Here is a 25,382-nt window from a genome sequence, read left to right as displayed (position 1 = left end):
GGCACCTGGTTGCTTGTGTGAGAGCTAGTCAGCCTACAGCCAGCCTGGCTCTCCTGTCTAAGTCCAAGTGTGTCGGTTATTCTGAGAATCTAGGTTTTTTGTTATTTTTTGTATTTGGTTAAATAAATATTTCATTTGTTAATCTATTATTTTTATCTTGCGCTTTATAGAATTGTATTTTAAAAAATACATTGTACATTTAAATTTATTATTTTTAATGGTGGTGCTCTGGTTTGTGTGGAATTTCTGGTTTTTGGGGGCTACATATCGATGGCAATACTGAAATATGTAAGGCTATGTCAGAATCTTTATACCACCGAGGTCCAGACTCTTTCAATTATTGGGCTGACGGTAGTGCCGGTATTAATTTAGTTCATACACGGTTATCTATTGTTGATCTTTCATCAGCAGGCAGGCAGCCTATGAGTTCATCTTGTAGGCGTTATGTGATTACTTTTAATGGTGAGATATATAACCATTTAGAACTTCGCTCATCACTCGAATCGAACAAGCAAGCACCTGACTGGCATGGCCATTCAGATACCGAAACCCTGTTGGCTTGCTTCAGTGCCTGGGGTATCGAGCGAACACTTCAAGCTACAGTCGGAATGTTTGCTCTGGCACTTTTGGATCAGCAGAAGCAGCAACTGACGTTGGCGCGTGATCGCTTGGGCGAAAAGCCACTTTACTGGGGTTGGTGTGGTGAGACCTTGCTGTTTGGCTCAGAGCTGAAGGCACTCAAGGCACATCCTGATTTTAATGCCCAAGTTGACCGTGGCGCCTTGGCTTTGTTGTTGCGCCACAATTACATCCCCGCGCCCCACACGATTTATCAAGGCATCGAAAAGTTACCTGCTGGCCAGTATGTGCAGATCACGAAAGGGCAGCTGCGTGCAGATGTACAGCCAAAGGCATATTGGCAGCTGAAGCAAATTGTGGAGTGTGGTCTTGCTAATCCGTTCAATTGTTCTGAGCTTGAAGTTACGAATCAGCTTGAGCAAACGCTTAGCCAAGCAGTCTCTGGCCAAATGCTGGCCGATGTTCCCTTGGGGGCTTTTCTCAGTGGTGGTGTGGATAGCAGCACTATCGTAGCCCTGATGCAACAACAGTCCAAACAGCCAGTACGCACGTTTGCCATTGGCTTTGATGAGCCTGGTTACAATGAAGCTGAATACGCTCAGAAAGTTGCGCGGCATTTAGGTACAGATCACACAGAGCTTTATGTCAATGCTCTGGATGCACTTGATCTTATCCCGCGCCTGCCGGAAATCTATTGCGAACCTTTTGCCGATAGCTCTCAGTTACCAACCTTTTTGGTTAGCCGTATGGCAAAAGAGCATGTCACTGTGGCGCTCAGCGGTGATGGAGGTGATGAACTTTTTGGCGGTTACAATCCCTATCAAGTAGCGCCGCGCGTATGGAGCAAGTTGAAGCATTTACCGTTACCGCTCAGACAGGTTGTGTTTCGTTTGCTATCAGGACTGCCTTTGTCTGATAAGTTATCCAAGCTGTTGTGTGTTTTCCCTACTAGGAACAGAGAGCAGTTTTATCAAACTCTGATGAGTCATTGGGATAATCCTGAGCAGTTGGTGATCGGCGGGCAAGCGTTGCAGACATTGATAAATAGCCCGGAGCAATGGCCCCAAACTGACAGTTTTGAACACTGGATGATGGCTATGGACGCTGGTCAGTACATGACCGATGATATTCTAGTTAAAGTTGACCGGGCGGCTATGGCGAATAGCCTTGAGACGAGGGTTCCCCTTCTTGACCATCGAGTGGTGGAGTTGGCGTGGCAAATCCCCCAGCATATGAAAATACGTGACGGCGTAGGTAAGTGGATACTGCGTGAAGTGCTGTATCGCCATGTACCTCGTGAATTGATTGAGCGGCCTAAAAAAGGATTTTCAGTACCTCTGGGACATTGGTTGCGCGGTCCGTTAAAGGATTGGGCAGAAACGCTTTTGAGTGCACGGCGTTTGGAACAAGAGGGCTACTTCGTTCCAAGCGCTGTGCGCCGTGTTTGGTCAGAACATCTGCAAGGTAAGCGTGATCATGCGCGTAAATTGTGGAGTATTTTGATGTTTCAGGCCTGGTTGGAAAAACAGTGAAAGTCGCACATGTCATCATTGGCTTGAATGTGGGGGGCGCCGAGCTGATGCTCAAACGCCTGATTGAGTCGCACAGCCAACAGTCAGATATAGAGCATGTGGTTATCTCTTTAACTGATCAGGGTGTGCTGGGAGGGCAGTTAAACGAGCAGGGGGTTGAGTTACACTGTTTGGGTATGTTTTCCATAGCCAAAGGCCCGGCGGCTTTTTTTAAGTTACGTAAGTTACTTCGGCGATTGCGTCCTGACGTTGTTCATACATGGATGTACCATGCCGACCTACTTGGAGGGCTTGCGGCGAGCAGTGTAGGCTTGCGTAATTTGGTATGGTGCATTCGCAGTACCGATATCCGCAAGGGAGGGAGTAAAGTTACCCTGCTGATTCGCAAGCTATGTGCCTGGTTGTCAGGGCGTTTACCGCGTGTGATTGTGTGCGCGGCAGATGCTTCCCGCCAAGTGCATGAGACGGTTGGCTATGCACCGAATAAAATGCAGGTGATACCCAACGGGTTTGATCTTGATAAGCTGTTGTCCACGCACACTTCTATAACCAGCATTCGGGATGATCTGGGAATAAGCCATGACTGCAAGCTTGTGGTATCTGTTGGCCGTTATAACCCGGTCAAAGACCATAAGACCTTTATTAAAGCGGCTGGGAAAGTCGCTGCACAGCGTAACGGTGTCAAGTTTATGCTGGTGGGACGTGATCTTGAGCATTCTAACCCGCAGCTGATGGCATTGATCGACGCAACGGGGCAAGCCGATGCCTTTTATCTGTTAGGGGAGCGCAACGATGTCTCTGCTTGCCTGCAAGCCAGTGATGTTTTTTGCCTGCATTCCGTTACCGAAGGCTTCCCAAACGTATTGGGTGAGGCAATGGCAGTTGGCTTACCTTGTGTGACCACTGATGTTGGCGATGCAGCCTATCTGTTGGATAAGCCTGAGTGGGTGGTGCCTGCAGCGTCACCGGATCGGTTAGCAGAAAAGCTCAGTGCCATGCTATCCCTACCAGTCGCTGAAAGAGCAGCACTGGGTGACGCGGCAGCCACTCGTATTCGTGAACACTTCACCATGGATGTTATCAGTCGGCGCTATTACGATCTGTATACATCGTTGATCAACTCCAAATAACTCTTCGATTCAAGTTCATTTACGCGTTTGGATTTTAAACTTATGCAAAATACACATATCGCCATCATTGGCCTTGGCTACGTTGGCCTGCCTCTCGCGGTCGAATTCGGCAAGCAATATCCTACCCTGGGTTTTGATATCAATACCGCACGTCTGGCTGAGCTTCAGCAGGGCCACGACAGCACGCTGGAAGTAGACGATTATGAGCTGACAGAGGCTAGGCACCTTACTTACAGCAGCTCGCTGGATGACCTGAAAGCCTGCAACGTATTTATTGTCACCGTACCAACGCCGATTAATGAGCACAAACAGCCGGACCTTACTCCGCTAATCAAGGCTAGTGAAACCATCGGCAAGGTACTTAAGCAGGGTGATATCGTAATTTATGAATCCACTGTTTATCCAGGTGCAACTGAAGAAGACTGTGTGCCGGTGCTGGAGCGGGTATCGGGCTTAACCTTTAACCAGGACTTCTTTTGTGGCTACAGCCCAGAGCGTATCAACCCGGGCGACAAAGAACACCGTGTTACCACGATCCTCAAAGTGACCTCCGGCTCCACGCCTGAAATAGCGGACACCGTGGATCAGCTTTACCGCTCCGTTATCACTGCCGGTACTTACAAAGCAAGTTCCATCAAAGTGGCAGAAGCGGCCAAGGTGATCGAAAACACCCAGCGAGATGTCAACATTGGCCTGATTAATGAATTGGCGCTGATCTTCAACAAGCTGGGCATTGATACTGAAGAGGTATTGAAAGCCGCCGGTACAAAATGGAACTTCCTGCCGTTCCGCCCCGGCTTGGTAGGGGGGCATTGTATTGGTGTTGACCCCTATTATTTGACTCACAAGGCGCAGTCGGTTGGTTATCATCCAGAGATTATATTGGCGGGTCGTCGTCTGAATGATGGTATGGGGGCATATGTAGCCAGTCAACTGGTGAAGGCCATGCTGAAAAAGCGTATCCATGTGGAAGGTGCACGGATACTGGTAATGGGGTTGACGTTTAAAGAGAACTGCCCGGACTTGCGCAACACTAAAGTGGTGAATATCGTTGATGAGCTGAAAGATTACGGTGTTCAGGTTGATTGCTATGATCCGTGGATCAATCCGGAAGAGGCAGAGCACGAGTACAGCATCAGCCCAATCAGTGCGCCTGCAGCAGGTGAGTATGATGCGATCGTGTTGGCGGTTTCCCATAAGCAATTCACGGATATGGGTGCTAAACAGATTCGTGCTTTGGGTAAGGGCACGCACGTGCTTTATGATTTGAAATACATTCTACCGGCTGAGGCCAGCGACCTACGCCTGTAATTTACTGGAAAGACTGAGCGATATATATATGACTGCTTATCAACAACTACTGGAATCACTGTCAGCACACTCTAAAACCTGGCTGATCACCGGAGTGGCCGGTTTTATTGGTTCTAATCTACTTGAGCATCTACTGAAGTTGAACCAGCGAGTGGTGGGGCTAGATAACTTCGCTACCGGTCATCAGTACAACTTGGATGAAGTTCAGAAACTGGTCACGCCGGATCAATGGGCTGGTTTTACCTTAGTTGAAGGTGATATCCGTCACCTGGATGACTGTCAGAAAGCCTGTGCTGGCGTGGACTATGTACTGCACCAAGCCGCGTTGGGGTCTGTGCCGCGCTCCATTAATGATCCCATCACCACCAACGCCACAAACATCAGCGGTTTTCTGAATATGTTGGTTGCTGCGCGTGATGCTGAAGTTAAGAGTTTCACCTACGCTGCCAGTAGCTCCACCTACGGGGATCACCCAGCGTTGCCCAAGGTGGAAGAGAATATCGGCAAACCTTTGTCACCCTATGCGGTGACCAAATATGTGAATGAGCTTTATGCTGATGTTTTTGCTAAAACCTACGGCTTCAATACTATAGGTCTGCGCTACTTCAATGTTTTTGGTAAGCGTCAAGATCCTAATGGTGCATATGCAGCAGTGATACCGAAATGGACGGCCTCCATGATTCAGGGTGACGATGTGTGCATTAATGGCGATGGTGAAACCAGTCGTGATTTCTGCTTCATCGAAAATGCGGTACAGGCCAATCTACTGGCCGCCACAGTTGAGGATGGTGCCAAAAACGAAGTCTACAACGTGGCCGTAGGCGACCGAACCACACTGAATGATCTTTACCGCGCATTACAGGCAGCCTTGACTGAAAATGGCAAGCCTTACGAGAATGCCCCGGTTTATCGCGATTTCCGCGCCGGTGACGTACGCCATTCACAGGCAGACATTAGCAAGGCTGCGGACAAGCTGGGCTATGCGCCGGAATATCACATCATGGAAGGCATAGCCAAGGCTATGCCTTGGTATGTTGAGAATGTGAGTTGATATCATATTGAATAACAGGCCAAAGAAAATTTTATTTGTGGTGAATGCGCCTGAATTTTTCCTATCGCATCGCTTGCCATTAGCATTAGCGGCACAAAAATTTGGCTATGAAGTACATGTTGCAACGGCCAACGGACCTGATGTTGAAAAGGTTAGAGAATACGGTTTTTTTCATTACACAATACCCTTTGCTCGTAGCGGACAAAATCCAATAAGGGAGTTGAAAACAATATTATTTTTAACCAGGTTGTTTCGTGCTGTTAAGCCTGACTTGGTGCATTTGATTACAATTAAGCCAGTATTGTATGGTGGAATTTCTGCTCGAATTGTCGGTATAAAATCGGTAGTTGCGGCCGTTTCCGGGTTGGGAACTGTGTTTTTGGCATCATCAATAGCCGCTAAATTACGTCGATGGTTAGTAACATTTTTATATTCCACAGCTTTTAAGCAGAAGCGCTTGACGGTAATTTTTCAGAACCCTGATGACCGGGATACTTTACTCGAATTGGGCGTGGTTCGCTCAACTGAAACGTTTATGATACGTGGTTCAGGTGTTGATTTGGCAGACTATCCTTATGTCCCCGAGCCAGTTGGAACACCAGTTGTGGTAATGGCTGCTCGTTTATTAAAAGATAAGGGTACTCTAGATTACATTGAAGCCTCACGCCTCTTACATCAAAGAGGTACTGATCTGAAAATGCGTTTGATCGGGTCGCCTGATCCAGGTAACCCAACGACAGTTACTCAGCATGAGCTGGATGCTTGGGCTTGTGAAGGAACGGTTGAGTTGCTTGGCTACCGTAAGGATATTGCTGATCAGTATGCTGCTGCGAACGTTGTTTGTTTGCCGTCCTACCGAGAGGGATTGCCGAAAAGCTTGATAGAGGCCGCAGCCTGCGGGCGTGCAGTGGTCACCACGGACGTACCAGGGTGTCGAGATGCGATTATACCTGATGTAACAGGATTATTGGTGCCGATTAGAAATGCTAGCTTACTGGCAGATGCGATCCAGAAGTTGGTTGAAGAGCCAGAACTAAGAGAGCGGATGGGGCGTGCAGGCAGACGTTTAGCAGAGGACGCGTTTACTATTGAAAATATAGTGGCGCAGCATATGAGCATTTACCAGGAACATTTGGAACAATGACAAAACACACCAGAGTATTGGTAACGGGGGTAACAGGTTTTGTTGGAGGGGCTATAGCGAGATCTCTGGCTAAATTGGGAGTTATCGATTGTGTTGGTAGTGTCAGAATGATAGAGCCTGCTAAAAAATATTTTTGTAGACTCGTGGAGGTTGGTGAGTTGGATCAACTTACTGACTGGTCTTCTGCTCTGAATGGTCGGCAAGTTGTCATTCACGCTGCCGCTCGTACCCACATCATGAAAGGGAGGGGGGGTAAGCCGCAGGCCGAATACCATAAGGTTAACGTTGACGGCACTCTCAATTTAGCCCGCCAAGCGGCATCAGCGGGTGTTAAGCGTTTTATTTTTATAAGCTCTATCAAAGTGAACGGTGAACAAACGAGTTTAGGTAAGCCGTTTACAGCTGATGATATGCCTGCTCCTGAAGATGCTTATGGTATGTCCAAATTAGAAGCTGAACAGGGGCTTCAGGCGCTGGCCATTCAAACAGGTATGGAAGTTGTGATCATTCGCCCCCCTTTGGTATATGGTCCGGGCGTAAAAGGCAATTTTGCCAGTATGGTTAGACTTGTGAAAAAAGGAGTGCCTTTACCCCTGGGGTCTGTTAATAATCAGCGTACACTCGTCGCTTTGGATAACTTGGTTGACCTTATTCTCACATGTATTAATCACCCAGCAGCGGCTAATCAGGTGTTCTTGGCGGGCGATGGGCAAGACTTATCTACCACAGAGTTGTTGAGCGGTGTTGCAAAAGCTATCGGTAAACCTTCCCGCTTGGTTCCAGTTCCGGCTGGGCTATTAATGACAGGCGCGAAGCTGTTGAATAAAAAATCAGTGGTGCAGCGGCTGCTGGGTTCTTTACAAGTCGATATTACCAAAGCACGTGAAATATTAGGATGGAATCCGCCAATCAGCGTGAACGAGGGGCTTAAGCGATGTTTTACTGATGCTTAGGTACTACGGTATCAACACAATGATGCAAATAAAGTATGCGGAGCGCCGGCGATAGTGAATGTATTGTTAACAGGGGCAACGGGTTTTGTTGGTCGTCGGCTTGTAGATTGTTTATTGAACAAAACAAGCGTTGATTTAACAGCCGCTGTACGGAGTCATTCAGTACCAGAGCATGTACCATGTGTTATGGTTGATGATCTAGATTGGGATACTGATTGGTCAGCAGCTTTGCGTAACCAGCAAGTAGTTGTTCATGCAGCAGGTCGTGCCCATATTATGAAGGACTTGGCAAGTGACCCTCTTGCGGAATATCGTAGAATCAATGTGGGCGGTACGCTTAACCTTGCTCGCCAAGCAGCAAAAGCGGGTATTAGACGATTTGTTTTTATTAGTACTATTGGTGTGAATGGAAATATAAATACTTGCCCGTTTACCGAAGATGATTTACCCAATCCTGTTGAACCTTACGCTCAGTCCAAATGGGAAGCTGAGCAAGGTTTGTGGGATATACAAAAGGCAACTGGAATGGAATTGGTTGTTTTACGTCCACCACTAGCATATGGATATAATGCACCGGGTAATTTTGGTAACTTAATACGCTGGGTTGAAAAAGGCATTCCACTGCCGTTTGGTGCTATTCACAATCAACGTTCACTGGTAGCACTCGATAATTTGGTTGATCTGATTACGCTTTGTATTAACCATCCTGCGGCGGCTAATCAAACATTTCTTGTTAGTGATGGTCATGACTTGTCTACTACTGAATTGTTGATTGGTGTTGCCAGTACAATGGGTAAGCCTTCGCGTTTGTTGCCAATCCCTGCTGGAGTATTAATGCTGTGTGCAAGGTTTTTGGGTAAAAAGGCGCTAGCTCAGCGTTTATTAGGCTCTTTACAGGTGGATATTTCTAAGTCCCGTACATTATTAGGGTGGGAGCCTCCTGTTTCAGTGAAGGAAGGTTTACAGCGCTGTTTTGATAAAAAAAATAATTAATTAGGGAATGTATCCTGGTTTTTAATTTAAAATTTATTAGTGAAATAATAAGGGTGTTGATGTGATCCGGTTGTTTGATTTTGTATTTTCTTTACTGGGGTTGGTGTTTGGTTTTCCGGTACTGTTGTTGCTAACGGTTATTGGTTTTTTTGATACCGGTTCGCCCATTTTCCGGCAGGAGCGGGTGGGACGGCATAAAAAGCCGTTCACGCTGGTCAAGTTTCGCACCATGCGTAAGGACACCACTTCGGTGGCCAGCCATTTGGCCAGTGCTGATGCGATCACGTCCTTTGGCCGCTTCTTGCGTCGTACCAAGTTGGATGAGCTACCGCAGCTGTGGAATGTGCTCAAAGGTGAGATGAGCCTGGTCGGGCCGCGCCCCTGTCTGTTTAATCAGCAGGAGCTGATCGCCGAGCGTGAACAGCGCGGCGTGCTGAATGTACGCCCGGGAATTACCGGGTTGGCACAAGTGAAGGATATCGATATGTCGACCCCGACGCTATTGGCTGAAACCGACCAGAAAATGTTGCAAAGCCTCACGGTTGGGGCATATTTCAAGTACATCCTCATGACCGTTGCTGGTAAAGGAGCGGGTGATCGAGTGCCTGGCAAATAATGAGCCTGCTTGGACTGACTGCGTTAAACTCCTTTCAGTTACACCTTAACCCGTTCAGACAAGGATTGATTGGCAATGAAAGACTGCCAGGCCATGCCGTCGTTACAGCGTAAAGCCGCCGGTATGCCCCCCCTGCGTGAACTTTTTGATACCCATCCCGCGCGGGGTACGATTTTTCGTGCCAGCGGTGCCGGTATTACCCTGGATTACAGTAAGCAGCGTGTGGATGCCGAGGTGCTGCAGGCGTTGGCGCAGTTGGCCGAACAGAGCGGTTTTGAGGCTGAGCGAGCGCGCCTGCTGGCGGGTGAAGCTGTCAATAAGACTGAAAACCGTGCGGCTTGGCATACGGCACTGCGTGTGCCCGCTGATCAGCAAACAGCGGCCCAGTCCTGTGTTGAAGAGCAATTGCAGCGGATGGAGGCCTTGGTCGGCAAGGTGCAGGCCGGTGTGTGGCGCGGATTTTCCGGCAAACGCATCACTGATGTGGTGAACTTGGGGGTCGGTGGTAGTGATCTTGGGCCGTTGATGGTCACGCATGGGCTGCGTGAGCATGCTGAGCCTGCCGGCCGTGCGTTGAATGTGCATTTTGCCTCCACCATTGATGGCAGTCAGCTGTTTGATCTGCTGGACCGTCTCAATCCTGAAACCACTCTGTTCATTATTTCGTCCAAGTCGTTTACCACCATCGATACCCTGTCCAATGCCGATACCGTGCGTTCCTGGTTGGCCAGCCATTGCAATGATGAAACGTTGCTTTTGCGTTGCCACTTTATTGGCGTCTCGGCGGCGCAGGATAAGATGACGGCCTGGGGGCTTCCGGCCGAGAATCAGCTGTATTTCTGGGAGTGGGTGGGGGGGCGCTTTTCGCTGTGGTCGACGATTGGCTTGCCGATCGCGCTGGCGCTGGGAGCGTCGGTGTTCCGCCAGCTGTTGGCTGGTGCACATGCCATGGATGAGCACTTTCGTACCGCTCCGCTGTTACAGAATGTGCCGGTGATGTTGGCGCTACTGGGTGTCTGGAATGTCAATTTTCTCGATATCCGTGCCCATGCCATTCTGCCTTACGATGGGCGTTTGAAATACTTTCCCTCCTATCTGGAGCAGCTGGAGATGGAAAGTAACGGCAAATCGGTGAATCAGGCCGGTGAGCCACTGGACTACGCCACCTGTCCGGTGCTGTGGGGTGAAATCGGTGCCAACGCCCAGCACGCCTTTTATCAGCTACTGCATCAGGGCACGCAAGCGGTGGCGTCCGACTTTATTCTGGCGGCCTGCCGTTATGAGGCGACAGCCCATATTGCCTATCACGAGCAACTGCTGGCGCAGCATCAGCTGAATATCGCAAACTGTCTGGCCCAATCACGGGTGTTGGCCTTTGGTGATGCGGCGGTGGCGGCGGATGATACCCCCTGGCGCCGCTACCCCGGTAATCAGCCATCCTCTACGCTGTTGCTGGAGCGGCTGGACCCGCGGTCATTGGGGGCGCTAATTGCCGCGTATGAACACAAGGTGTTCACTCAGGCTGTGATCTGGGGCATCAACCCCTTTGATCAGTGGGGGGTTGAGCTGGGCAAGCAGGTGGCGTTGCAGTTGCAGCCGCTGCTGAATAACTCCGGTGCAGCCTCGGCCGCCAAACTCGACACCTCGACCCGTGCATTGGCGTTGAGTATCCAGCAACAACAAGCATCTGAACAGGATAACGGGGGTAAGGCATGAAGGTCCGTGTATTGGGCTCCAATCTCGAAGCCTGGACGCTGGCGGGCGCGTTGGCGTTTACCGGGTGCCGGGTCAGCCTGGAAGCAGCGCAACTCCCCGAGGAAGGGTCTGATGTCAGTGAGCCGGATCTGTTGCAATTGCTGGAACAGCAGCGGGATGCCGGACGCTTGCAACTGGATGACTCAGAGGAAGCCGGCGATCTGTTGTTGGTTGCCTGTCGCCACGCATCGCTGGAATCGTTGCAAATGGCGGTACAAGGGTTCGTTGAAAATGTATCTGCCAATGTCGGTGCGCAGCCTTTGATTGCGCTGGTACAGTCGATGGCAATCGGTACTACGGATCAGTTGCAGCAATGGCTTGATGAACAGGGTGCAGGTCATATACGAGTCATTTTCTGGCCGGCGTTCATTCAATCCGGACGTGCATTAGAGAGTGTTACGCGCCCCGAGCGCATTTTGTTGGGATGTGAGGATGAGCGTGCCGTTCAGTTGATGCGACGTCTGTTGACTCCCTTTAATCGCAGCCGCGATACATTGCTGGTGATGTCACCCAAGGAAGCCGAACTGAGCAAGCTGGCAATTAACGGCATGCTGGCGACGCGCGTCAGTTATATGAATGAGTTGGCCCAGCTGGCGGCGGACAAGGGGATTGATATCGAGCGCGTGCGTCAGGGGATGGGGACGGACTCCCGTATCGGCTTTCAGTACCTTTACCCCGGTTGTGGATTTGGTGGTGAAGCGTTCCTGGAAACCCTGTCTCAGCTCAGTCGTGAGTTGGCGCACCCGAACGAAGCAGGATTGCTGAGCAGTGTGTTTGCCATCAATGAGCAGCAGAAAGACCTGTTGTTTCAGAAGTTCTGGCGTTACTTCAAGGCGGATATTCGTGGCCGCAAGGTGGCGATATGGGGGTGTGCCTTCAAGCCCAACACCTCGGGTATTGAAGGCAGCCCTGCGTTAACGCTGATCCGGGCGTTGCTGGCGCATGAAGTGGAAGTGCATGTCTATGACCCAATGGCGCTATCGAGCCTGCGTCGGCAGCTGGGTGGACTGGATAAGCTGGTTTTTGCGCCAAGCGCTGAGGCGGCTGTGGCACAGGCAGATGCTCTGATGTTGGTAACGGAGTGGAAAGAGTTCTGGAACCGGGATATGGACGATATTCGCCTGCGTATGCGCACGCCCTTGCTGCTGGATGGCCGCAATATTCATGACCCCGGCCACATGGCGGAGCTTGGCTGGGTCTACTCAGGTATTGGGCGTGGGGTTTCGATATAATGCTGTTTTGCAGTCGACATCATTGAGCGGATTTTTTTGAATATGGACTCAAGCGGCGTTTCCTTGCGCTCACTACACTACCGCATCCTTGCGTTGGGGCGTAATTATAAAAAAGCACTGATGGTACTGGCTGACTTCATAGCCTTGCCTGTTGCGCTCTGGTCAAGTTACGCGTTGCGGCTGTCACAGTGGTGGCCTACAGACTACATGGCAGAAGTCTGGTGGTTGTTTCTGGCGACGCCGGCAGTGGGGCTGGTCGTGTTTATGAAGCTGGGTCTGTACCGTGCGGTTGTACGCTTTATGGGAGCCCAGGCCATCCTTGCGGTGTTCAAGGGGGTGGTGATCCTCGCGGTCTTGATGTGGGCATCCGCGTTTTTCTTCAATGTTGAAAAATTTCCCCGATCAGTACCGATCATCTTTGCTCTGGCGGCACTCGTCTATGTCGGGGGAAGCCGTTTGTTGGTGCGTAACTACTACCACTGGCTTATTGGCCATTATGTACACAAGGAACCGGTTCTGATCTACGGAGCCGGTGGTGCGGGGGTTCAATTATCGACGGCGCTCTTGGGTGGTGGTGAATATGTGCCGGTTGGTTTTGTGGATGATGATCCCACTTTATGGAAGACAACGGTCAGCGGCATGCGGGTTTACAACCCGCAAAAACTTGCGCAGGTGATTGAGTCAGAAGGGGTTACACATGTTTTGCTGGCGTTGCCGTCAGCAACCCGCAGCGACCGCCGGCGTATTCTGGAACAGTTGGCTGAGCACTCGGTCTATGTGAAAACCATTCCGTCGATGTCCGAACTGGTTTCTGGCGAATCGTTGGAGGCCTTGCGTGATGTCGATCCGGAAGACTTGTTGGGGCGTGAGCCCGTACCGCCGATTGAAAGCCTGGTCGCATCCAGTATCAAAGACAAAGTGGTCATGGTCAGTGGTGCCGGGGGTTCTATTGGCTCGGAAATCTGCCGCCAGGTTCTGCGTAACGGTCCTCGTGCGTTAGTACTGTATGAAATGAGTGAGTTTTCTCTCTATTCCATCGAGCAGGAGTTAGCTAAGGCTGCAGTCGCCGAAAAATTGGACGTCCCCTTGTATGCGATGTTGGGGTCGGTGCTTGATGCGGCGCGTGTTCGCCGTATTCTGGACCGCTTCGGCGTGCAAACCATTTATCATGCCGCTGCATACAAGCATGTTCCCATGGTGGAGCATAATGTGTTCGAAGGCATTCGAAATAATGCACTGGGCACGCAGGTCATGGCAGAAGAGGCGTTGGCAGCAGGTGTTGAGCGTTTTGTTTTGATTTCAACCGACAAGGCGGTGCGCCCTACCAATGTTATGGGGGCTACCAAGCGCCTGGCTGAATTGATTATTCAAGGGCTTGCACAGCGGTCGGGTGCTTCGCCTTGCGCTCCGCACGAGACTGTCTGCAAGACGATTTTCTCTATGGTGCGATTTGGTAATGTGCTGGGTTCTTCCGGTTCGGTTGTGCCGCTGTTTCGTCGTCAGATTGAGGCGGGTGGGCCGGTGACAGTCACGCATCCTGATATTACACGCTTCTTCATGACCATTCCTGAGGCGGCTTCGCTTGTCATTCAGTCGGGGTCCATGGCCAAAGGTGGTGATGTTTTTGTGCTTGATATGGGAGAGCCGGTGAAAATAGTGGACCTGGCGCGGCGGATGATCCAGTTGATGGGCTACGAAGTGAAAAGTGAACAGCATCCGGACGGCGATATCGCCGTCGAATATACCGGTCTGCGCCCCGGTGAAAAATTGTATGAAGAGCTGCTGATTGGCGCAGATGTGATCGGGACCGAACATCCCAAAATCATGCGCGCGCATGAAGAAAGCTTGCCAGCAGAGCTGTTGCAGGAGTTACTGGACCAGCTGCAAACGGCCATGGAACAGGCTGATAGTCATGCTGGGCGTGAGCTGTTGCAGCGAGCGGTGAGGGGATTTGTGCCATCATCGCCAAACGTGGATCTTTTGCTCAAGACGGCTCCGCAGACGGGTGCCATCATGCATTAATGCAGTTCTCTGGTGCGTTCAGCGTCGTGCCAGAAAGGCTTGAAGTTCAGCTGCGGTTTCGGGGTGCTTCAATCCAAACGCGATGTTGGCTTGAAGTAAGCCCGCCTTGTTGCCGCAGTCATACAGATCACCTGCCATGGTAAAGGCCTCCAGCTTTCCGCCCTCGTTGAGCAGTGCTTCAATGGCATCGGTCAGCTGAATTTCATTGCCTGCCCCCGGAGGAGTATTTTTCAGTAGCTCCATAATCCGTGCCGGGAGGATATAGCGTCCTACAATTGCCAGGTTCGAGGGTGCATCGGCCAAGGCGGGCTTTTCTACGACAGCGGTCATGGCGGCACTTTGGCCGCTGGCGGGGCATTCGCTGCCGCAATCAACGATACCGTAGCGTTCGACTTGATCTTCCGGTACGGCTTCCACCATGATTTGACCCGTCCGGTTGCGGTGATATGCCGCAACCATATTCTGCAGATCACACGCTTCGCTAGTACCATCGATCAGCATGTCAGGCAGCATGACGGCGAAGTCTTCGTCACCGATCAGTTGGGCGGCGCAAAGCACTGCGTGTCCCAGGCCTTTGGCCTCGTCCTGTCGTACCGATATTAACTGCACCCCTGCCGGCAATGTGTTGCGTACGGCTGCAAGGAGTGCGCTCTTGCCCTTGCTTTCCAGTACGTGCTCCAGCTCGGCATTACGGTCGAAGTGGTCTTCCAGAGCTGATTTGCCGCTGCGGGTCACAAGAATGATCTGAGTAAAACCAGCCGCCGCGGCTTCTTCAACAACGTGTTGAATCACTGGTTTGTCGACAACGCTGAGCATTTCTTTAGGTATGGCCTTGCTGGCAGGGAGTACTCGTGTGCCCAGGCCGGCAACCGGAATAATGACTTTATTCAACATTGTTCAAGTCCTTTTCTGCCTGCTCCTGCAGCCGCTTCTGCTCTTCCTGCCACAGACGCATCTCAGCGTAATAGGTATCCCAAACACAGGGTTCGCAAGCACTTTCACAACATTCGCCATCGGCGGGGGGGAGTGGTTTTTCCATTATCATCCAGTCGAGGTCTTTCAATCTGTAGGCCTATTCTACCGATTGCGTAAAAGTCTGGCCATTAGCCTTTGCGTGAATCATGGACGCCAGCTTGTTGACACCCGGGCGGGCGCGTTCTCCGTCCGTTCGGATCAGATACAGCTCTACCGTGCGCATACTACTATTGCCCAGTGGCAGCGGGGTGAGCGTGCCCTGTTGCAGGGCATGCTGAATACGGGTTTCCGGGTACCAGGCATAGCCAACTTTTTTGCTGGCGGCGAGGAGGGATGTCTCCAAATCGCTGAAGGTCCAGCGCTGCTCGGCACCGAGCCAGCCGGAATCAAGGTCGCGGCTACCGGAGTCGCGCACAACCAGCTGGCGATGCTGGCGCAGGTCGTCCAGGGTCAAGGTGTGATCCAATTGGTGTAGTGGGTGTTCGGGATGGGCACAGGCGATAAAGCGAACACTGATCAGTTGCTCGCCGAGGCAGCCCGGCGGCACACGGCCACTGATGGACAGGTCGACCTGGCGTTTGAGGACAGCTTCGTCACTGCCGCTAAGAACAGTCTCAAACAGTTCGATGCGAGTATGTGGATGATGCTCGGCAAATGTCGCCAGGATATCCAGCATCCATTCGCGAGGGTAGATGGTATCCATGGCGATACGGATCCGGGCTTCATATCCTTGGCCGAACTGTCGAGCCAGTTGTTCTGTTTGTTCGGCTTGTTCCAGTAGTCGCTGAGCATGACGATACAGGGACTGGCCGGGTTCGGTCAGAGTGGCGCGGCGGCCGGTAAGCTGGAATACGCGCAGTTCGAGTGTTGTTTCCAGTTTTTGTATTGCATAGCTGATGGCGGATTGGCTTTTGCCCAGCTGCTCGGCGGCCTTGGCATAGCCACCGGCATCGACGACGGTGACCAGTGCTTGCCATTGCTCCAGCGTAACCTGCATTTTAAGCTCCGTTTGATCTGTCGTACTGATTTATGTGAGAGATGATGGCGTAATTCTTGGGTTCGGTCGATTGTTTTGCGGCTTTGCAGGTGGCAGAAGGTGTGGCAAGCTGGGATAAAATAATAAAATTCCAGGGATAAAAGCCCGTGCATTTATCTATATTGCCAGCCAAGTCGCTGTTGCATCGATTGCGTGGACGTCGGTCGCCAACGCTTGATCAGCTTAATCTTACCTTGTCGGCAGTGCTGGATCAGAGCCCTGCCTGCATCATTATCACTGATCTTGTGGGACGGGTTTTATATGTAAATCCCGGCTTCTCCCGCGTCACGGGTTATTCATCTGCCGAGGTGCTGGGGCGCCCTGTCAGTCTGATCAAGTCCAGCCGTACCCATGCCGATACGTTTGGTCAGCTCTGGCGGGCCCTGCGGGAAAAGGGAGAATGGCATGGCGAGTTGCTGAATCAGCGCAAGAATGGCGAGTCTTACTGGGTTGCGGCATCAGTCTCTACACTGCGTAACGAAGAGGGGGTAGTCGACCGCTATCTGTCGATACAGGATGATATTTCGCTACGTAAACACTACGAAGCTCAGCTTTTTCACCGTTCAAACTATGACCTGTTGACCGATTTGCCCAATCGGGAACTGATCCAGGACCGTCTGCAGCAAGCGCTTGATATGGCCGAGTCTCAGCATCACCAGGTGGCGGTACTGTTCGTCAATTTACTCCAGTTCCGGCGGGTCAATGAAACCCAGGGGCACGAGGTGGGTGACCGGCTGCTATGTCAGGCTGCGCAGCGACTGCAGCAAGTACTGTCCCCACTGGAAAGTCTGGGGCGTGTCGGCGGAGATGAGTTTGTCATCATCATGCCTGAGGTCAGTCGTTTGCAAGCGGTAGAACATTTGAGTCGTTGTGTATTACAACAGTTGACTGAGCCTTTTCGTCTGGGTGATGCTGAGCTGCACATATCGGCGTGCATCGGTGTGTCACTTGGGCCGGAGGATGGTGATAGTGCTGATGCCTTGTTGCGTCATGCTGATGCTGCTATGCAGCAGGTGCGCAGTCGACGTGAGAGTGGTTGTTGTTTCTTTCGCGAGGAAATGAACGCAAAGGCGCGAGACGGACTTGCAATGGAGCGTGCGCTGCATGAAGCGCTGGCGTGTGAAGCGTTTGAGTTATGGTATCAGCCCTTACTGGATTTGAAATCAGACCGGTTGCAGGGTGTTGAGGCATTGGTACGCTGGCGGCGCGGAGCCGATGACTGGGTATTGCCTGACCAGTTCATTCCTCAGGCTGAAGAGAGCGGGCAAATTATTGGCTTGGGGCGTTGGGTGCTGAAGACGGCGGTTCATCAGGCCGCTGCCTGGCAGTGTGTGCTGAACCGGCCTTTGGAAATGGCGGTAAATGTCTCGCCGCGAGAGATGCTGTATCCGGGGTTTGTGGATGATGTAGCCGCCGTGTTACGTGAATCCGGGATCATGTCGGGTACCTTGACACTGGAGATTACCGAATCGATTTTTATGGAGCCGGAGGATGAGTCTCGAGTTGTTGAGATACTTGAGCGGTTGCGGGGTCTTGGTGTCAAGTTGGCGATCGATGACTTCGGCACCGGCTTTTCGGCGTTGGGTTATCTAAAGCGCTTTCCGGTAGATGTTTTGAAGATTGATCGTGAGTTTGTACGCGATATTCATGTTGATATGAACGCAGCTACGTTATGTCAGGCTATTATATGGATGGCGAAGGGTTTGCAGATGGGAGTTGTTGCCGAAGGGGTAGAGTGCGCGGAACAATTAGACATATTGAGGCAGTCGGGAGCAAGAAGCATTCAAGGCTACCACATTGCCAAACCGCTTGAATCAAAAGATGTGCTTATGTTTATAAGCAAAAACGATGGCTATATTGAAGAGTAAAACTGGAGCGGGAAACGAGACTCGAACTCGCGACCCCGACCTTGGCAAGGTCGTGCTCTACCAACTGAGCTATTCCCGCTGATTGGCGTCCCATAGGGGGTTCGAACCCCTGTTACCGCCGTGAAAGGGCGGTGTCCTAGGCCACTAGACGAATGGGACACATACGTTGTCAGTGCCTGACAGCGGTGCGAATATTAATGGCATGAATTGTGGCGGTCAAGCGTTTTTACTCTTTTTGTTATAGAATCAACGCCTTCGGCGCTTGAGCAGGGTGAGTAGTACAGCATGACACCGACACAGACCGGCTTGATGATCGTGGCGGTTATTATGGTGATGGCCATGATTGCGTTCACGATACAGTCTATTGAGAATCAGCGGCGCGAGCGGCGGATGAAACTGTTGCTGCTGAAAGACCAAGTGCGGCGAGCGGACCACCTGCTGCACAGTTTGCCTGAACACTATATTACCCAAGAAATACGCGACTTGTTGGTGCAGTACCTGCATCGGCGCTGGAAACTGATCCTCGAGCTTGAAAACACAACGGATAATCAGCAGAAAGTCAGTGACATGGATGCCTTTGCGGCCCTGCCTCTGCCGGTGGTCGAGCATCCGGAAGGGTCAATGACGCTGCATACCGACCGCAATCATGCTGAGCGCACGGCCGCGCTGTTGCGCGAACTGTTTCAATTTCTGTCGGAACTACAAGCAGGCAAAGTGATTTCGGATATGCGCGCATCTGAGGTGATATATCAGGTTAAAGAGGCCTACACTCGAACCCGCCTGGATGTCGAATTGATGGATGCCCTTGAAGTCGAAAGTGCACGTGGCCCATCGGTTGCGTTGCCGCGTTACCGTACGGTATGTGCCAAACTTCAGGGGCTGAATCAAACCCAGCAGCTTGATCGCCAATTGTATGAGCTGGGGGTGCACATGGACGGATTGCAGGTGCAGGTGGATGAGGCGCGTGAGCAGCGCGAAGCTGAAGAACGTAAACGTCGAGAAGAAGAAGCGGCAAAAGAGGACAAATTCGCCCCGCGTTCCTTTACCAACTATCGTTGAATACAGGTGCATTCGCAGAGTCTTTAGCTCTACAATAATTGCCGCATTGAATGTATGCGATTACAACAGGCCGCCGGTCATGCCTGTAAATAACCCGAACCGAGAATCTTTGTGCCCCCAAAACTACACGTCGAACCTATAGATATAGACACTTTGGAACAGTTGCGTTTCATGCAGGCAAGCTTGGAGCACCTGTCGGACCTGGTGGTCGTGACCGATGCTGGTACTGAACGCGAGCCGCAGATCGTGTATGTCAATCAGGCAGTGGTGAGCCGTACGGGCTATCAACGGCACGAGTTGCTGGGGCGCAATCCACGCATGTTCCAGGGGCGTGATACCGATCGGGCGACAGTCAGTCGCATTGCTGCTGCGCTGCGTGTGTGCGAACCGGTACGTGAAGAGCTGCTCAATTACACCCGTGACAATACCCCGTACTGGATCGACATTACGATTGTCCCGCTCAAGGGGGCTGCTGGCGAGGTCACGCATTTCGTCAGCACTCAGTCCGATATTACGGTACGCAAGCAGGTTGAACAGGACCTGATGCTGTTCCGCCAAACCATTGATCAGAGCCCATCCAGCGTCATCATTACGGACCGTCTTGGCAAGATCACGTATGTAAATCGTGGTTTCGAGGTCAACTCTGGCTATCAGGGTGAGGAGGTGTATGGGCGTACACCCGGTTTCAGGGCCTGGAAACCGGAAAGCGAGTCTGACAAAAAAGCGTTTTGGGATCACCTTAACAGCGGGCAGCCCTGGCATGGTGAGTTCGTTAACAGACATAAGGATGGTCACCAGGTCATAAAGCGGGCGATGGTGTCACCGGTGCGTAAGGAAAATGGTGAGATCAGTCATTTTCTGTCCGTTGAACAGGACGTCACTGCCGAGAAAAAAGCGTTGGAGCAGCTCGAATTTCTGGCTTATCACGATACGGTTACCGGGCTGCCGAATAGACGCTTGCTCGAGAAGCGAGGGGCTGAAATGCTTGATTCTTCCGCCCAGGCTGATGGCAGTTATGCGCTGGTGCTGGTCGATCTGGATGATTTCAAGCGGATCAATGATGCTTATGGGCTCGGCTTCGGTGATCAGGTGCTCAAAGTGGTGGCGCGACGTATGGCGTCGTGCGTATGGGACGTGGACGAGCAGGCGGCGCACCTCGGCGGGGATGAGTTCAGTTTGCTGTGGCGAGTGAAAGCCGACGATGACGGGTCTGAATTGAAGGCGCGGCTGGATGCCCTGCAGGATATTCTGGCGGGCCCGGTACTGATCGAGCGTCAAACGCTGTCATTAACGGCAAGCATGGGCGTTGCCTGGGTTGAGGTGACGGCCGATCACTTTACGGCGGTGCAGCGCAATGCCGATCTGGCATTGTATCGGGCCAAGCAGAATGGCAAGGGGGGGTATGCTTTCTTCAAACCGGAACTGGATGCTGCGGCAAGGCGTCGGGTGAGTCTGGAGGAGGCGCTGCGAATTGCCATTCTGCGTGATGAGCTGAGCATCGCGATTCAGTCCCAATACTCTCCTTTGAGTCAGATTAAGGGGGGGGAGGTGCTGGTGCGCTGGCTCAATGGGCCGGATGGGGTGCCGGTTTCACCAGCGGAGTTCATTCCGGTTGCTGAGACTTCAGGGTTGATCAAGCCGCTGACGCTGTTGGTGTTGAGCAAGGCCTTGGCTGTTGTGACAGAGCTTATGGATGCTGGAATCCTGCTGCCTTTGTCGGTTAACTTCAGTACGGATCTGTTTCGTGATGTAACCTTGATTGACGGGGTGTTGGCGCTGGTGGCTGAGTCGGGTGTGCCGCCCGAGTTGCTGGTGCTGGAAATTACCGAAAGTCTGTTTATCGATACGCAGGCGGATGTTCTGGCTAACATGGAGCGGTTGTCTACGGCAGGCTTGAAGTTCTCACTGGACGACTTCGGGACCGGTTATTCGAATTTGGCTTATTTGAAGCGGATGCATTTGAGTGAGCTGAAGATCGACAAGAGTTTCGTGGATCACTTGCCGCATGACGATGATAACCGTGCGATTGTGCGCTCCATCCTGTCCATCGCCCGCCAGTTGAGGTTGCGTGTCGTGGCTGAAGGGGTCGAAACAGCGGCCCAGGCCGATTTTTTGTCCGCGCATGGCTGTGATCTGCTGCAAGGCTATCTACTGCATAAACCGGCACCGGCTGCAGAGTGGGTGTCGAGTGTTAAATTGCTGAAAAGTGAAAAAAAAGTGTAAAAAGGGGTTGATCGGTAAGGGGGGTATACGTACTATATGCGCCTCCTCGATGAGGAACGCGAAAACGTTTATACAGTGTCCCATTCGTCTAGTGGTCTAGGACACCGCCCTTTCACGGCGGTAACAGGGGTTCGAACCCCCTATGGGACGCCACTGCGGGAATAGCTCAGTTGGTAGAGCACGACCTTGCCAAGGTCGGGGTCGCGAGTTCGAGTCTCGTTTCCCGCTCCAAACGTTTAAGCACAGGCATTGTCCCATTCGTCTAGTGGTCCAGGACACCGCCCTTTCACGGCGGTAACAGGGGTTCGAACCCCCTATGGGACGCCACTCTCATGAAGATTCTGTCTTCAAGAGTGTAAGCGGGAATAGCTCAGTTGGTAGAGCACGACCTTGCCAAGGTCGGGGTCGCGAGTTCGAGTCTCGTTTCCCGCTCCAACATGCCTGAAGTGAAAAGTTGTACACATTGGTGTGCGACACAGTGTGTCCCATTCGTCTAGTGGTCCAGGACACCGCCCTTTCACGGCGGTAACAGGGGTTCGAACCCCCTATGGGACGCCATCCTCCTGAAGAGTCTGTCTTCAAGAGTATAAGCGGGAATAGCTCAGTTGGTAGAGCACGACCTTGCCAAGGTCGGGGTCGCGAGTTCGAGTCTCGTTTCCCGCTCCAGTTTTACATTCTTATCTTCAAGTTTTCCTTTATATGCCTCGTTTATGCCATGCCCGACAGTATTCCTGTTGTGCGTGTTTCTGTGCGTTTGTCTGTGGATAACCTGATGACAACCCGACCAGGCACTGCCGTGCCGAGCTGTCACGAGGGGCGTATCAGTGTTGGCCAAACAGACGGTTGCGCGCCGCCAGGTAGTCGAATGAGTCGTGTCCGGCTTCCGCTTCAGCCAATGCTTCATCCAGTTGCTGGAACTGTTCGATCTCTTCATCGCTCATAAAGTGCAGACATTCGCCGCCAAACAGCCAGAACAGGTCGCGTGCTACCAGAGGGACCAGTTGCGGGTAGGTGCGTACCAGTCGCACCAGCAGGTTTTGCCCGTCATCGAAAGCGTGCGGCTGATGTTGTTCGAAGGCTTCTACCAGTTCGGCAAATTGATCGAGAAACTCCAGGTTGGCCGGGTCAGCGGCTTCATGCTTGAAGATCTCCTGCTGCATCAGGTTGTTGTAGGCAATCTTCAGCAGATTGAGGTGAAAGGCATGAGAGTCGGTCATGCGGAGCTCCAAAGGGTTGCGGGTTGAGTCGACGGCTGACCGGACGAGAAGGCGGGCAGCAGAACGGGTACAATGGGGGGCTGGGATTGAATTTTCAAGCTCCGACCACATTAAGTAGCTTCTTCTAATACAGTAACAAAGGCAGGACATGACGACAGCTCTATCGATACAGGATCTGCGCAAGGTCTACGGCAACGGCTTCGAGGCTCTGAAGGGTATCTCGCTGGAAGTGCAGCAGGGAGATTTCTTTGCACTGCTAGGTCCTAACGGTGCTGGCAAGTCGACGACACTGGGGATCGTCTCTTCATTGGTCAATAAAAGTTCAGGCAAGGTCAGTGTGTTTGGCCATGATATCGATACGCAGCTGGCGCAGGCCAAGCAGTGTCTGGGCGTCGTGCCGCAGGAGTTCAATTTCAACCCGTTCGAGAAGGTGCTGGATATTGTGGTTACCCAAGCGGGTTATTACGGTATTGCTCGTGCCCAGGCGACTGAACGAGCCGAACGGTACCTGCGCAAGCTGGGATTGTGGGATAAGCGTAACGAGCGTGCACGCATGCTGTCCGGTGGCATGAAGCGTCGATTGATGATTGCGCGTGCGCTGGTGCATGAGCCGCGCCTGCTGATTCTGGATGAGCCAACGGCGGGGGTGGATATCGAGCTGCGCCGTTCCATGTGGGATTTTCTGACCGAGATTAACGCGGCGGGAACAACCATTATTCTGACCACCCATTACCTGGAAGAAGCCGAAAGCCTGTGTCGCAACATCGCCATCATTGACCATGGCACGATTATCCAGAATACCAATATGAAGGCACTGCTGCAGAAGCTGGACACGGAAACGTTCATTCTCGATATCAAGGATGACTTTGCCGAACTGCCACTGTTGGAGGGGTATGTGATCCGCTCGCGTGATGCACACACGCTGGAAGTGGATGTGCCCAAGGCGCAGGGGCTGAATGGCTTGTTTCAGCATCTGGCGACTCAGGGGCTTGAGGTCACCAGTATGCGCAACAAGTCGAACCGCCTGGAAGAGCTGTTTGTGTCGCTGGTCGACAAGAATTTGAATCAGGAGAATGCATGAATACCCGGTTGCTCTGGATCGCTTTTGTCACCATCGTCGTCAAGGAGATTCGTCGATTCACCCGTATCTGGGTGCAGACCCTGCTGCCGCCGGCGATCACCATGACGCTGTATTTCATCATTTTCGGTAACCTGATCGGCTCCCGAATTGGTGAAATGGGCGGATTTGATTACATGGAATACATCGTGCCGGGCCTGATCATGATGTCGGTGATCACCAACTCTTACGGTAACGTGGTGTCTTCATTTTTCGGCACCAAGTTTCAGCGCAATATCGAAGAGCTGCTGGTATCGCCAGTGCCTGACTGGATCATATTGGCGGGTTACGTGATCGGAGGTGCGTCACGTGGCTTGATGGTGGGTTTCATCGTTACCTTGCTGTCACTGTTCTTTACCGACTTGCAGATTCACCACCTGTTTATCACGATTACGGTGGTGATCTTGACTGCGATTCTGTTTTCACTGGGGGGCTTTATCAATGCTGTATATGCCCGTACCTTCGATGATATCGCCATTGTGCCGACATTCATCCTGACGCCGCTGACCTATCTGGGCGGGGTGTTTTACAGCATCCAGCTGTTGCCGTCTTTCTGGCAGGGTGTGTCCCAGTTGAATCCTATACTGTATATGGTGAATAGTTTCCGCTATGGCATTCTGGGCGTCAGCGACATTGATATCGGTTTTGCCTTTGCCATGATTATTGGTTTTATCGTACTGCTGGGCAGCTATGCGCTGCATCTACTCAAGACTGGCAAGGGGATTCGCGAATGAGCGAGCATGAGCAGGTCAAGGCGTCTCCGCTGGGGCAGGAGACCGCGTACGTCAATGAATATGATGCCTCTTTGTTGTACCCGATTGCCCGCGATTTGAATTGGGCCGCGAAGGGAGTCAAACGGGCGGCGCTGCCGTTCCGCGGTCTGGATATCTGGAACGCCTATGAAGTGTCCTGGCTTGACCGCGGTGGCAAGCCGGTTGTACGTCTGGCGGAATTTCGTATTCCTGCCAGCTCGCCACATATTATCGAGTCGAAGTCATTCAAGCTTTATCTCAACTCCTACAACCTGAGTCGTTTTGGCGGTGAAGCAGACGTACGGGAGCGCATGACCGCAGATCTGTCGGCTGTGGCGGGGGCTCCGGTTGAGGTGATCCTGACGTCGCTGACGGCACCGGTCGAAGTAGTGCAGTTGAAAGGCCGTTGTCTTGATGAGCTGCCGTTGCAGGTTGAGCATTACACTCCCGCTCCTGAACTGCTGACGGCTGGAGGTGCGGTGCAGGATGAAATATTGGTGAGTCATCTGCTCAAATCCAACTGCCCGGTCACCGGTCAACCGGACTGGGCCAGTGTGCAGATCCGTTACAAGGGGCCGCAGATCGATCAGAAGGGGTTATTGGCATACCTGATTTCATATCGTGAACATGGCGACTTCCACGAGCAGTGTGTGGAAAATATCTTTATGGATATTTGGCAGCGTTGTCGGCCGCAGAAGCTGAGCGTCTATGCGCGCTATGTACGTCGTGGCGGCCTTGATATCAATCCCTATCGTTCCAGCATCAATGATGTACCACAGAATCTGCGCCTCTCACGCCAGTAAATAGCGAGGAAGAC

General features: G+C 52.0%; 21 protein-coding genes and 8 tRNA genes. 23 read left to right on the top strand and 6 right to left on the bottom strand.

Going from position 1 to position 25,382, the window contains the following annotated elements; all coding sequences use genetic code 11:
* Positions 1-233 precede the first annotated feature (233 nt).
* The 11 genes from asnB (at position 234) to CLV44_RS11470 (ending at position 14,318) form a co-directional block, all read left to right on the top strand.
* Positions 234-2,111: an asparagine synthase (glutamine-hydrolyzing) gene (asnB, locus tag CLV44_RS11520; RefSeq protein ID WP_106592258.1), complete on the top strand. Its 1,878-nt coding sequence runs from the start codon at positions 234-236 to the stop codon at positions 2,109-2,111.
* Positions 2,108-3,241, top strand: coding sequence for a glycosyltransferase family 4 protein (locus CLV44_RS11515; protein ID WP_106592257.1), 1,134 nt, complete (start codon positions 2,108-2,110; stop codon positions 3,239-3,241). The genes asnB and CLV44_RS11515 overlap by 4 nt, the downstream gene beginning before the upstream one ends.
* 42 nt (positions 3,242-3,283) lie before the next feature.
* Positions 3,284-4,552: a Vi polysaccharide biosynthesis UDP-N-acetylglucosamine C-6 dehydrogenase TviB gene (gene tviB, locus CLV44_RS11510; RefSeq protein ID WP_106592256.1), complete on the top strand. Its 1,269-nt coding sequence runs from the start codon at positions 3,284-3,286 to the stop codon at positions 4,550-4,552.
* Positions 4,553-4,580: 28 nt separating this feature from the next.
* Entirely contained in the window at positions 4,581-5,603 is a 1,023-nt protein-coding gene (locus tag CLV44_RS11505) for an NAD-dependent epimerase/dehydratase family protein (RefSeq protein WP_106592255.1), read from the top strand.
* Positions 5,604-5,640: 37 nt separating this feature from the next.
* Positions 5,641-6,747 carry a glycosyltransferase family 4 protein gene (locus CLV44_RS11500; protein WP_281257827.1) on the top strand — a complete coding sequence of 369 codons (1,107 nt, stop codon included), beginning with the start codon at positions 5,641-5,643 and terminating at the stop codon, positions 6,745-6,747.
* On the top strand, positions 6,744-7,700 hold the full coding sequence (locus tag CLV44_RS11495; protein WP_106592253.1) for a UDP-glucose 4-epimerase family protein: 957 nt from the start codon (positions 6,744-6,746) through the stop codon (positions 7,698-7,700). The genes CLV44_RS11500 and CLV44_RS11495 overlap by 4 nt, the downstream gene beginning before the upstream one ends.
* Before the next feature lie 54 nt (positions 7,701-7,754).
* Positions 7,755-8,693: a UDP-glucose 4-epimerase family protein gene (locus CLV44_RS11490; protein WP_106592252.1), complete on the top strand. Its 939-nt coding sequence runs from the start codon at positions 7,755-7,757 to the stop codon at positions 8,691-8,693.
* Positions 8,694-8,754: 61 nt separating this feature from the next.
* The gene (locus CLV44_RS11485) at positions 8,755-9,309 is read left to right on the top strand and encodes a sugar transferase (protein ID WP_106592251.1); all 555 of its coding nucleotides are present in this window, start codon (positions 8,755-8,757) and stop codon (positions 9,307-9,309) included.
* A gap of 75 nt (positions 9,310-9,384) precedes the next feature.
* A complete protein-coding gene (pgi, locus tag CLV44_RS11480) occupies positions 9,385-11,025 on the top strand; it encodes a glucose-6-phosphate isomerase (protein WP_106592250.1) in 1,641 nt (546 codons plus the stop codon).
* Entirely contained in the window at positions 11,022-12,296 is a 1,275-nt protein-coding gene (locus CLV44_RS11475; protein WP_106592249.1) for a nucleotide sugar dehydrogenase, read from the top strand. Before pgi ends, CLV44_RS11475 begins: the two co-directional genes overlap by 4 nt.
* Before the next feature lie 42 nt (positions 12,297-12,338).
* A complete protein-coding gene (locus CLV44_RS11470) occupies positions 12,339-14,318 on the top strand; it encodes a polysaccharide biosynthesis protein (RefSeq protein WP_245912680.1) in 1,980 nt (659 codons plus the stop codon).
* A gap of 18 nt (positions 14,319-14,336) precedes the next feature.
* On the opposite strand, the gene galU is transcribed toward CLV44_RS11470, so the two are convergent.
* The 3 genes from galU to CLV44_RS11455 are packed head-to-tail and all read right to left on the bottom strand — an operon-like array spanning position 14,337 to position 16,290.
* Complete coding sequence (galU, locus tag CLV44_RS11465) at positions 14,337-15,212, bottom strand: UTP--glucose-1-phosphate uridylyltransferase GalU (protein ID WP_106592248.1); 876 nt, start codon at positions 15,210-15,212, stop codon at positions 14,337-14,339.
* Positions 15,202-15,357, bottom strand: coding sequence for an oxidoreductase-like domain-containing protein (locus CLV44_RS11460; RefSeq protein ID WP_106592247.1), 156 nt, complete (start codon positions 15,355-15,357; stop codon positions 15,202-15,204). The genes galU and CLV44_RS11460 overlap by 11 nt, the downstream gene beginning before the upstream one ends.
* 33 nt (positions 15,358-15,390) lie before the next feature.
* On the bottom strand, positions 15,391-16,290 hold the full coding sequence (locus CLV44_RS11455; RefSeq protein WP_106592246.1) for a LysR family transcriptional regulator: 900 nt from the start codon (positions 16,288-16,290) through the stop codon (positions 15,391-15,393).
* A 146-nt stretch (positions 16,291-16,436) separates the two neighbouring features.
* Between CLV44_RS11455 and CLV44_RS11450 the strand changes: the two genes are divergently transcribed.
* Entirely contained in the window at positions 16,437-18,197 is a 1,761-nt protein-coding gene (locus CLV44_RS11450; RefSeq protein ID WP_106592245.1) for a putative bifunctional diguanylate cyclase/phosphodiesterase, read from the top strand.
* Positions 18,198-18,200: 3 nt separating this feature from the next.
* Here the strand turns inward: CLV44_RS11450 and CLV44_RS11445 are convergent.
* Positions 18,201-18,276: transfer RNA gene (locus CLV44_RS11445), tRNA-Gly, on the bottom strand.
* A gap of 4 nt (positions 18,277-18,280) precedes the next feature.
* A tRNA-Glu gene (locus tag CLV44_RS11440) sits at positions 18,281-18,356 on the bottom strand.
* Positions 18,357-18,482: 126 nt separating this feature from the next.
* On the opposite strand from CLV44_RS11440, the gene CLV44_RS11435 reads away from it, so the two are divergent.
* The 8 genes from CLV44_RS11435 to CLV44_RS11400 all read left to right on the top strand — a co-directional run bounded on the left by CLV44_RS11435 (position 18,483) and on the right by CLV44_RS11400 (position 22,145).
* Positions 18,483-19,256 carry a hypothetical protein gene (locus CLV44_RS11435; protein WP_106592244.1) on the top strand — a complete coding sequence of 258 codons (774 nt, stop codon included), beginning with the start codon at positions 18,483-18,485 and terminating at the stop codon, positions 19,254-19,256.
* A gap of 171 nt (positions 19,257-19,427) precedes the next feature.
* Positions 19,428-21,479, top strand: a complete 2,052-nt coding sequence (locus tag CLV44_RS11430) for a putative bifunctional diguanylate cyclase/phosphodiesterase (protein ID WP_146139998.1) — start codon at positions 19,428-19,430, stop codon at positions 21,477-21,479.
* Positions 21,480-21,556: 77 nt separating this feature from the next.
* Positions 21,557-21,632, top strand: a tRNA-Glu gene (locus tag CLV44_RS11425).
* Positions 21,633-21,634: 2 nt separating this feature from the next.
* Positions 21,635-21,710: transfer RNA gene (locus CLV44_RS11420), tRNA-Gly, on the top strand.
* 20 nt (positions 21,711-21,730) lie between these two features.
* Positions 21,731-21,806, top strand: a tRNA-Glu gene (locus tag CLV44_RS11415).
* A 32-nt stretch (positions 21,807-21,838) separates the two neighbouring features.
* Positions 21,839-21,914, top strand: a tRNA-Gly gene (locus tag CLV44_RS11410).
* Between the two features lie 47 nt (positions 21,915-21,961).
* Positions 21,962-22,037: transfer RNA gene (locus CLV44_RS11405), tRNA-Glu, on the top strand.
* A gap of 32 nt (positions 22,038-22,069) precedes the next feature.
* A tRNA-Gly gene (locus CLV44_RS11400) sits at positions 22,070-22,145 on the top strand.
* A gap of 155 nt (positions 22,146-22,300) precedes the next feature.
* Here CLV44_RS11400 and CLV44_RS11395 read toward each other — a convergent pair.
* Positions 22,301-22,696, bottom strand: coding sequence for a PA2817 family protein (locus CLV44_RS11395; RefSeq protein WP_106592242.1), 396 nt, complete (start codon positions 22,694-22,696; stop codon positions 22,301-22,303).
* A gap of 148 nt (positions 22,697-22,844) precedes the next feature.
* On the opposite strand from CLV44_RS11395, the gene CLV44_RS11390 reads away from it, so the two are divergent.
* The 3 genes from CLV44_RS11390 to queF are packed head-to-tail and all read left to right on the top strand — an operon-like array spanning position 22,845 to position 25,368.
* Entirely contained in the window at positions 22,845-23,777 is a 933-nt protein-coding gene (locus CLV44_RS11390; protein ID WP_106592241.1) for an ABC transporter ATP-binding protein, read from the top strand.
* Positions 23,774-24,547: an ABC transporter permease gene (locus tag CLV44_RS11385; protein WP_106592240.1), complete on the top strand. Its 774-nt coding sequence runs from the start codon at positions 23,774-23,776 to the stop codon at positions 24,545-24,547. The genes CLV44_RS11390 and CLV44_RS11385 overlap by 4 nt, the downstream gene beginning before the upstream one ends.
* Positions 24,544-25,368, top strand: a complete 825-nt coding sequence (gene queF, locus CLV44_RS11380; RefSeq protein ID WP_106592239.1) for an NADPH-dependent 7-cyano-7-deazaguanine reductase QueF — start codon at positions 24,544-24,546, stop codon at positions 25,366-25,368. The genes CLV44_RS11385 and queF overlap by 4 nt, the downstream gene beginning before the upstream one ends.
* Positions 25,369-25,382 lie beyond the last annotated feature (14 nt).

It is taken from the genome of Marinobacterium halophilum, from assembly GCF_003014615.1.
GTDB classification, from domain to species: Bacteria; Pseudomonadota; Gammaproteobacteria; order Pseudomonadales; family Balneatricaceae; genus Marinobacterium; species Marinobacterium halophilum.
The sequence above is the reverse complement of the archived record's forward strand: the minus strand, read 5'-3'. Positions and strand labels throughout refer to the sequence as shown.

Bases quoted from the DNA above. Each gene is read 5' to 3' on its own strand.
- tviB (WP_106592256.1), top strand. From the start codon at position 3,284: ATGCAAAATACACATATCGCCATCATTGGCCTTGGCTACGTTGGCCTG.
- CLV44_RS11505 (WP_106592255.1), top strand. From the start codon at position 4,581: ATGACTGCTTATCAACAACTACTGGAATCACTGTCAGCACACTCTAAA.
- CLV44_RS11495 (WP_106592253.1), top strand. From the start codon at position 6,744: ATGACAAAACACACCAGAGTATTGGTAACGGGGGTAACAGGTTTTGTT.
- pgi (WP_106592250.1), top strand. From the start codon at position 9,385: ATGAAAGACTGCCAGGCCATGCCGTCGTTACAGCGTAAAGCCGCCGGT.
- CLV44_RS11475 (WP_106592249.1), top strand. From the start codon at position 11,022: ATGAAGGTCCGTGTATTGGGCTCCAATCTCGAAGCCTGGACGCTGGCG.
- CLV44_RS11470 (WP_245912680.1), top strand. From the start codon at position 12,339: ATGGACTCAAGCGGCGTTTCCTTGCGCTCACTACACTACCGCATCCTT.
- galU (WP_106592248.1), bottom strand. From the start codon at position 15,212: ATGTTGAATAAAGTCATTATTCCGGTTGCCGGCCTGGGCACACGAGTA.
- CLV44_RS11460 (WP_106592247.1), bottom strand. From the start codon at position 15,357: ATGGAAAAACCACTCCCCCCCGCCGATGGCGAATGTTGTGAAAGTGCT.
- CLV44_RS11455 (WP_106592246.1), bottom strand. From the start codon at position 16,290: ATGCAGGTTACGCTGGAGCAATGGCAAGCACTGGTCACCGTCGTCGAT.
- CLV44_RS11435 (WP_106592244.1), top strand. From the start codon at position 18,483: ATGACACCGACACAGACCGGCTTGATGATCGTGGCGGTTATTATGGTG.
- CLV44_RS11430 (WP_146139998.1), top strand. From the start codon at position 19,428: ATGCAGGCAAGCTTGGAGCACCTGTCGGACCTGGTGGTCGTGACCGAT.
- CLV44_RS11395 (WP_106592242.1), bottom strand. From the start codon at position 22,696: ATGACCGACTCTCATGCCTTTCACCTCAATCTGCTGAAGATTGCCTAC.
- CLV44_RS11390 (WP_106592241.1), top strand. From the start codon at position 22,845: ATGACGACAGCTCTATCGATACAGGATCTGCGCAAGGTCTACGGCAAC.
- CLV44_RS11385 (WP_106592240.1), top strand. From the start codon at position 23,774: ATGAATACCCGGTTGCTCTGGATCGCTTTTGTCACCATCGTCGTCAAG.
- queF (WP_106592239.1), top strand. From the start codon at position 24,544: ATGAGCGAGCATGAGCAGGTCAAGGCGTCTCCGCTGGGGCAGGAGACC.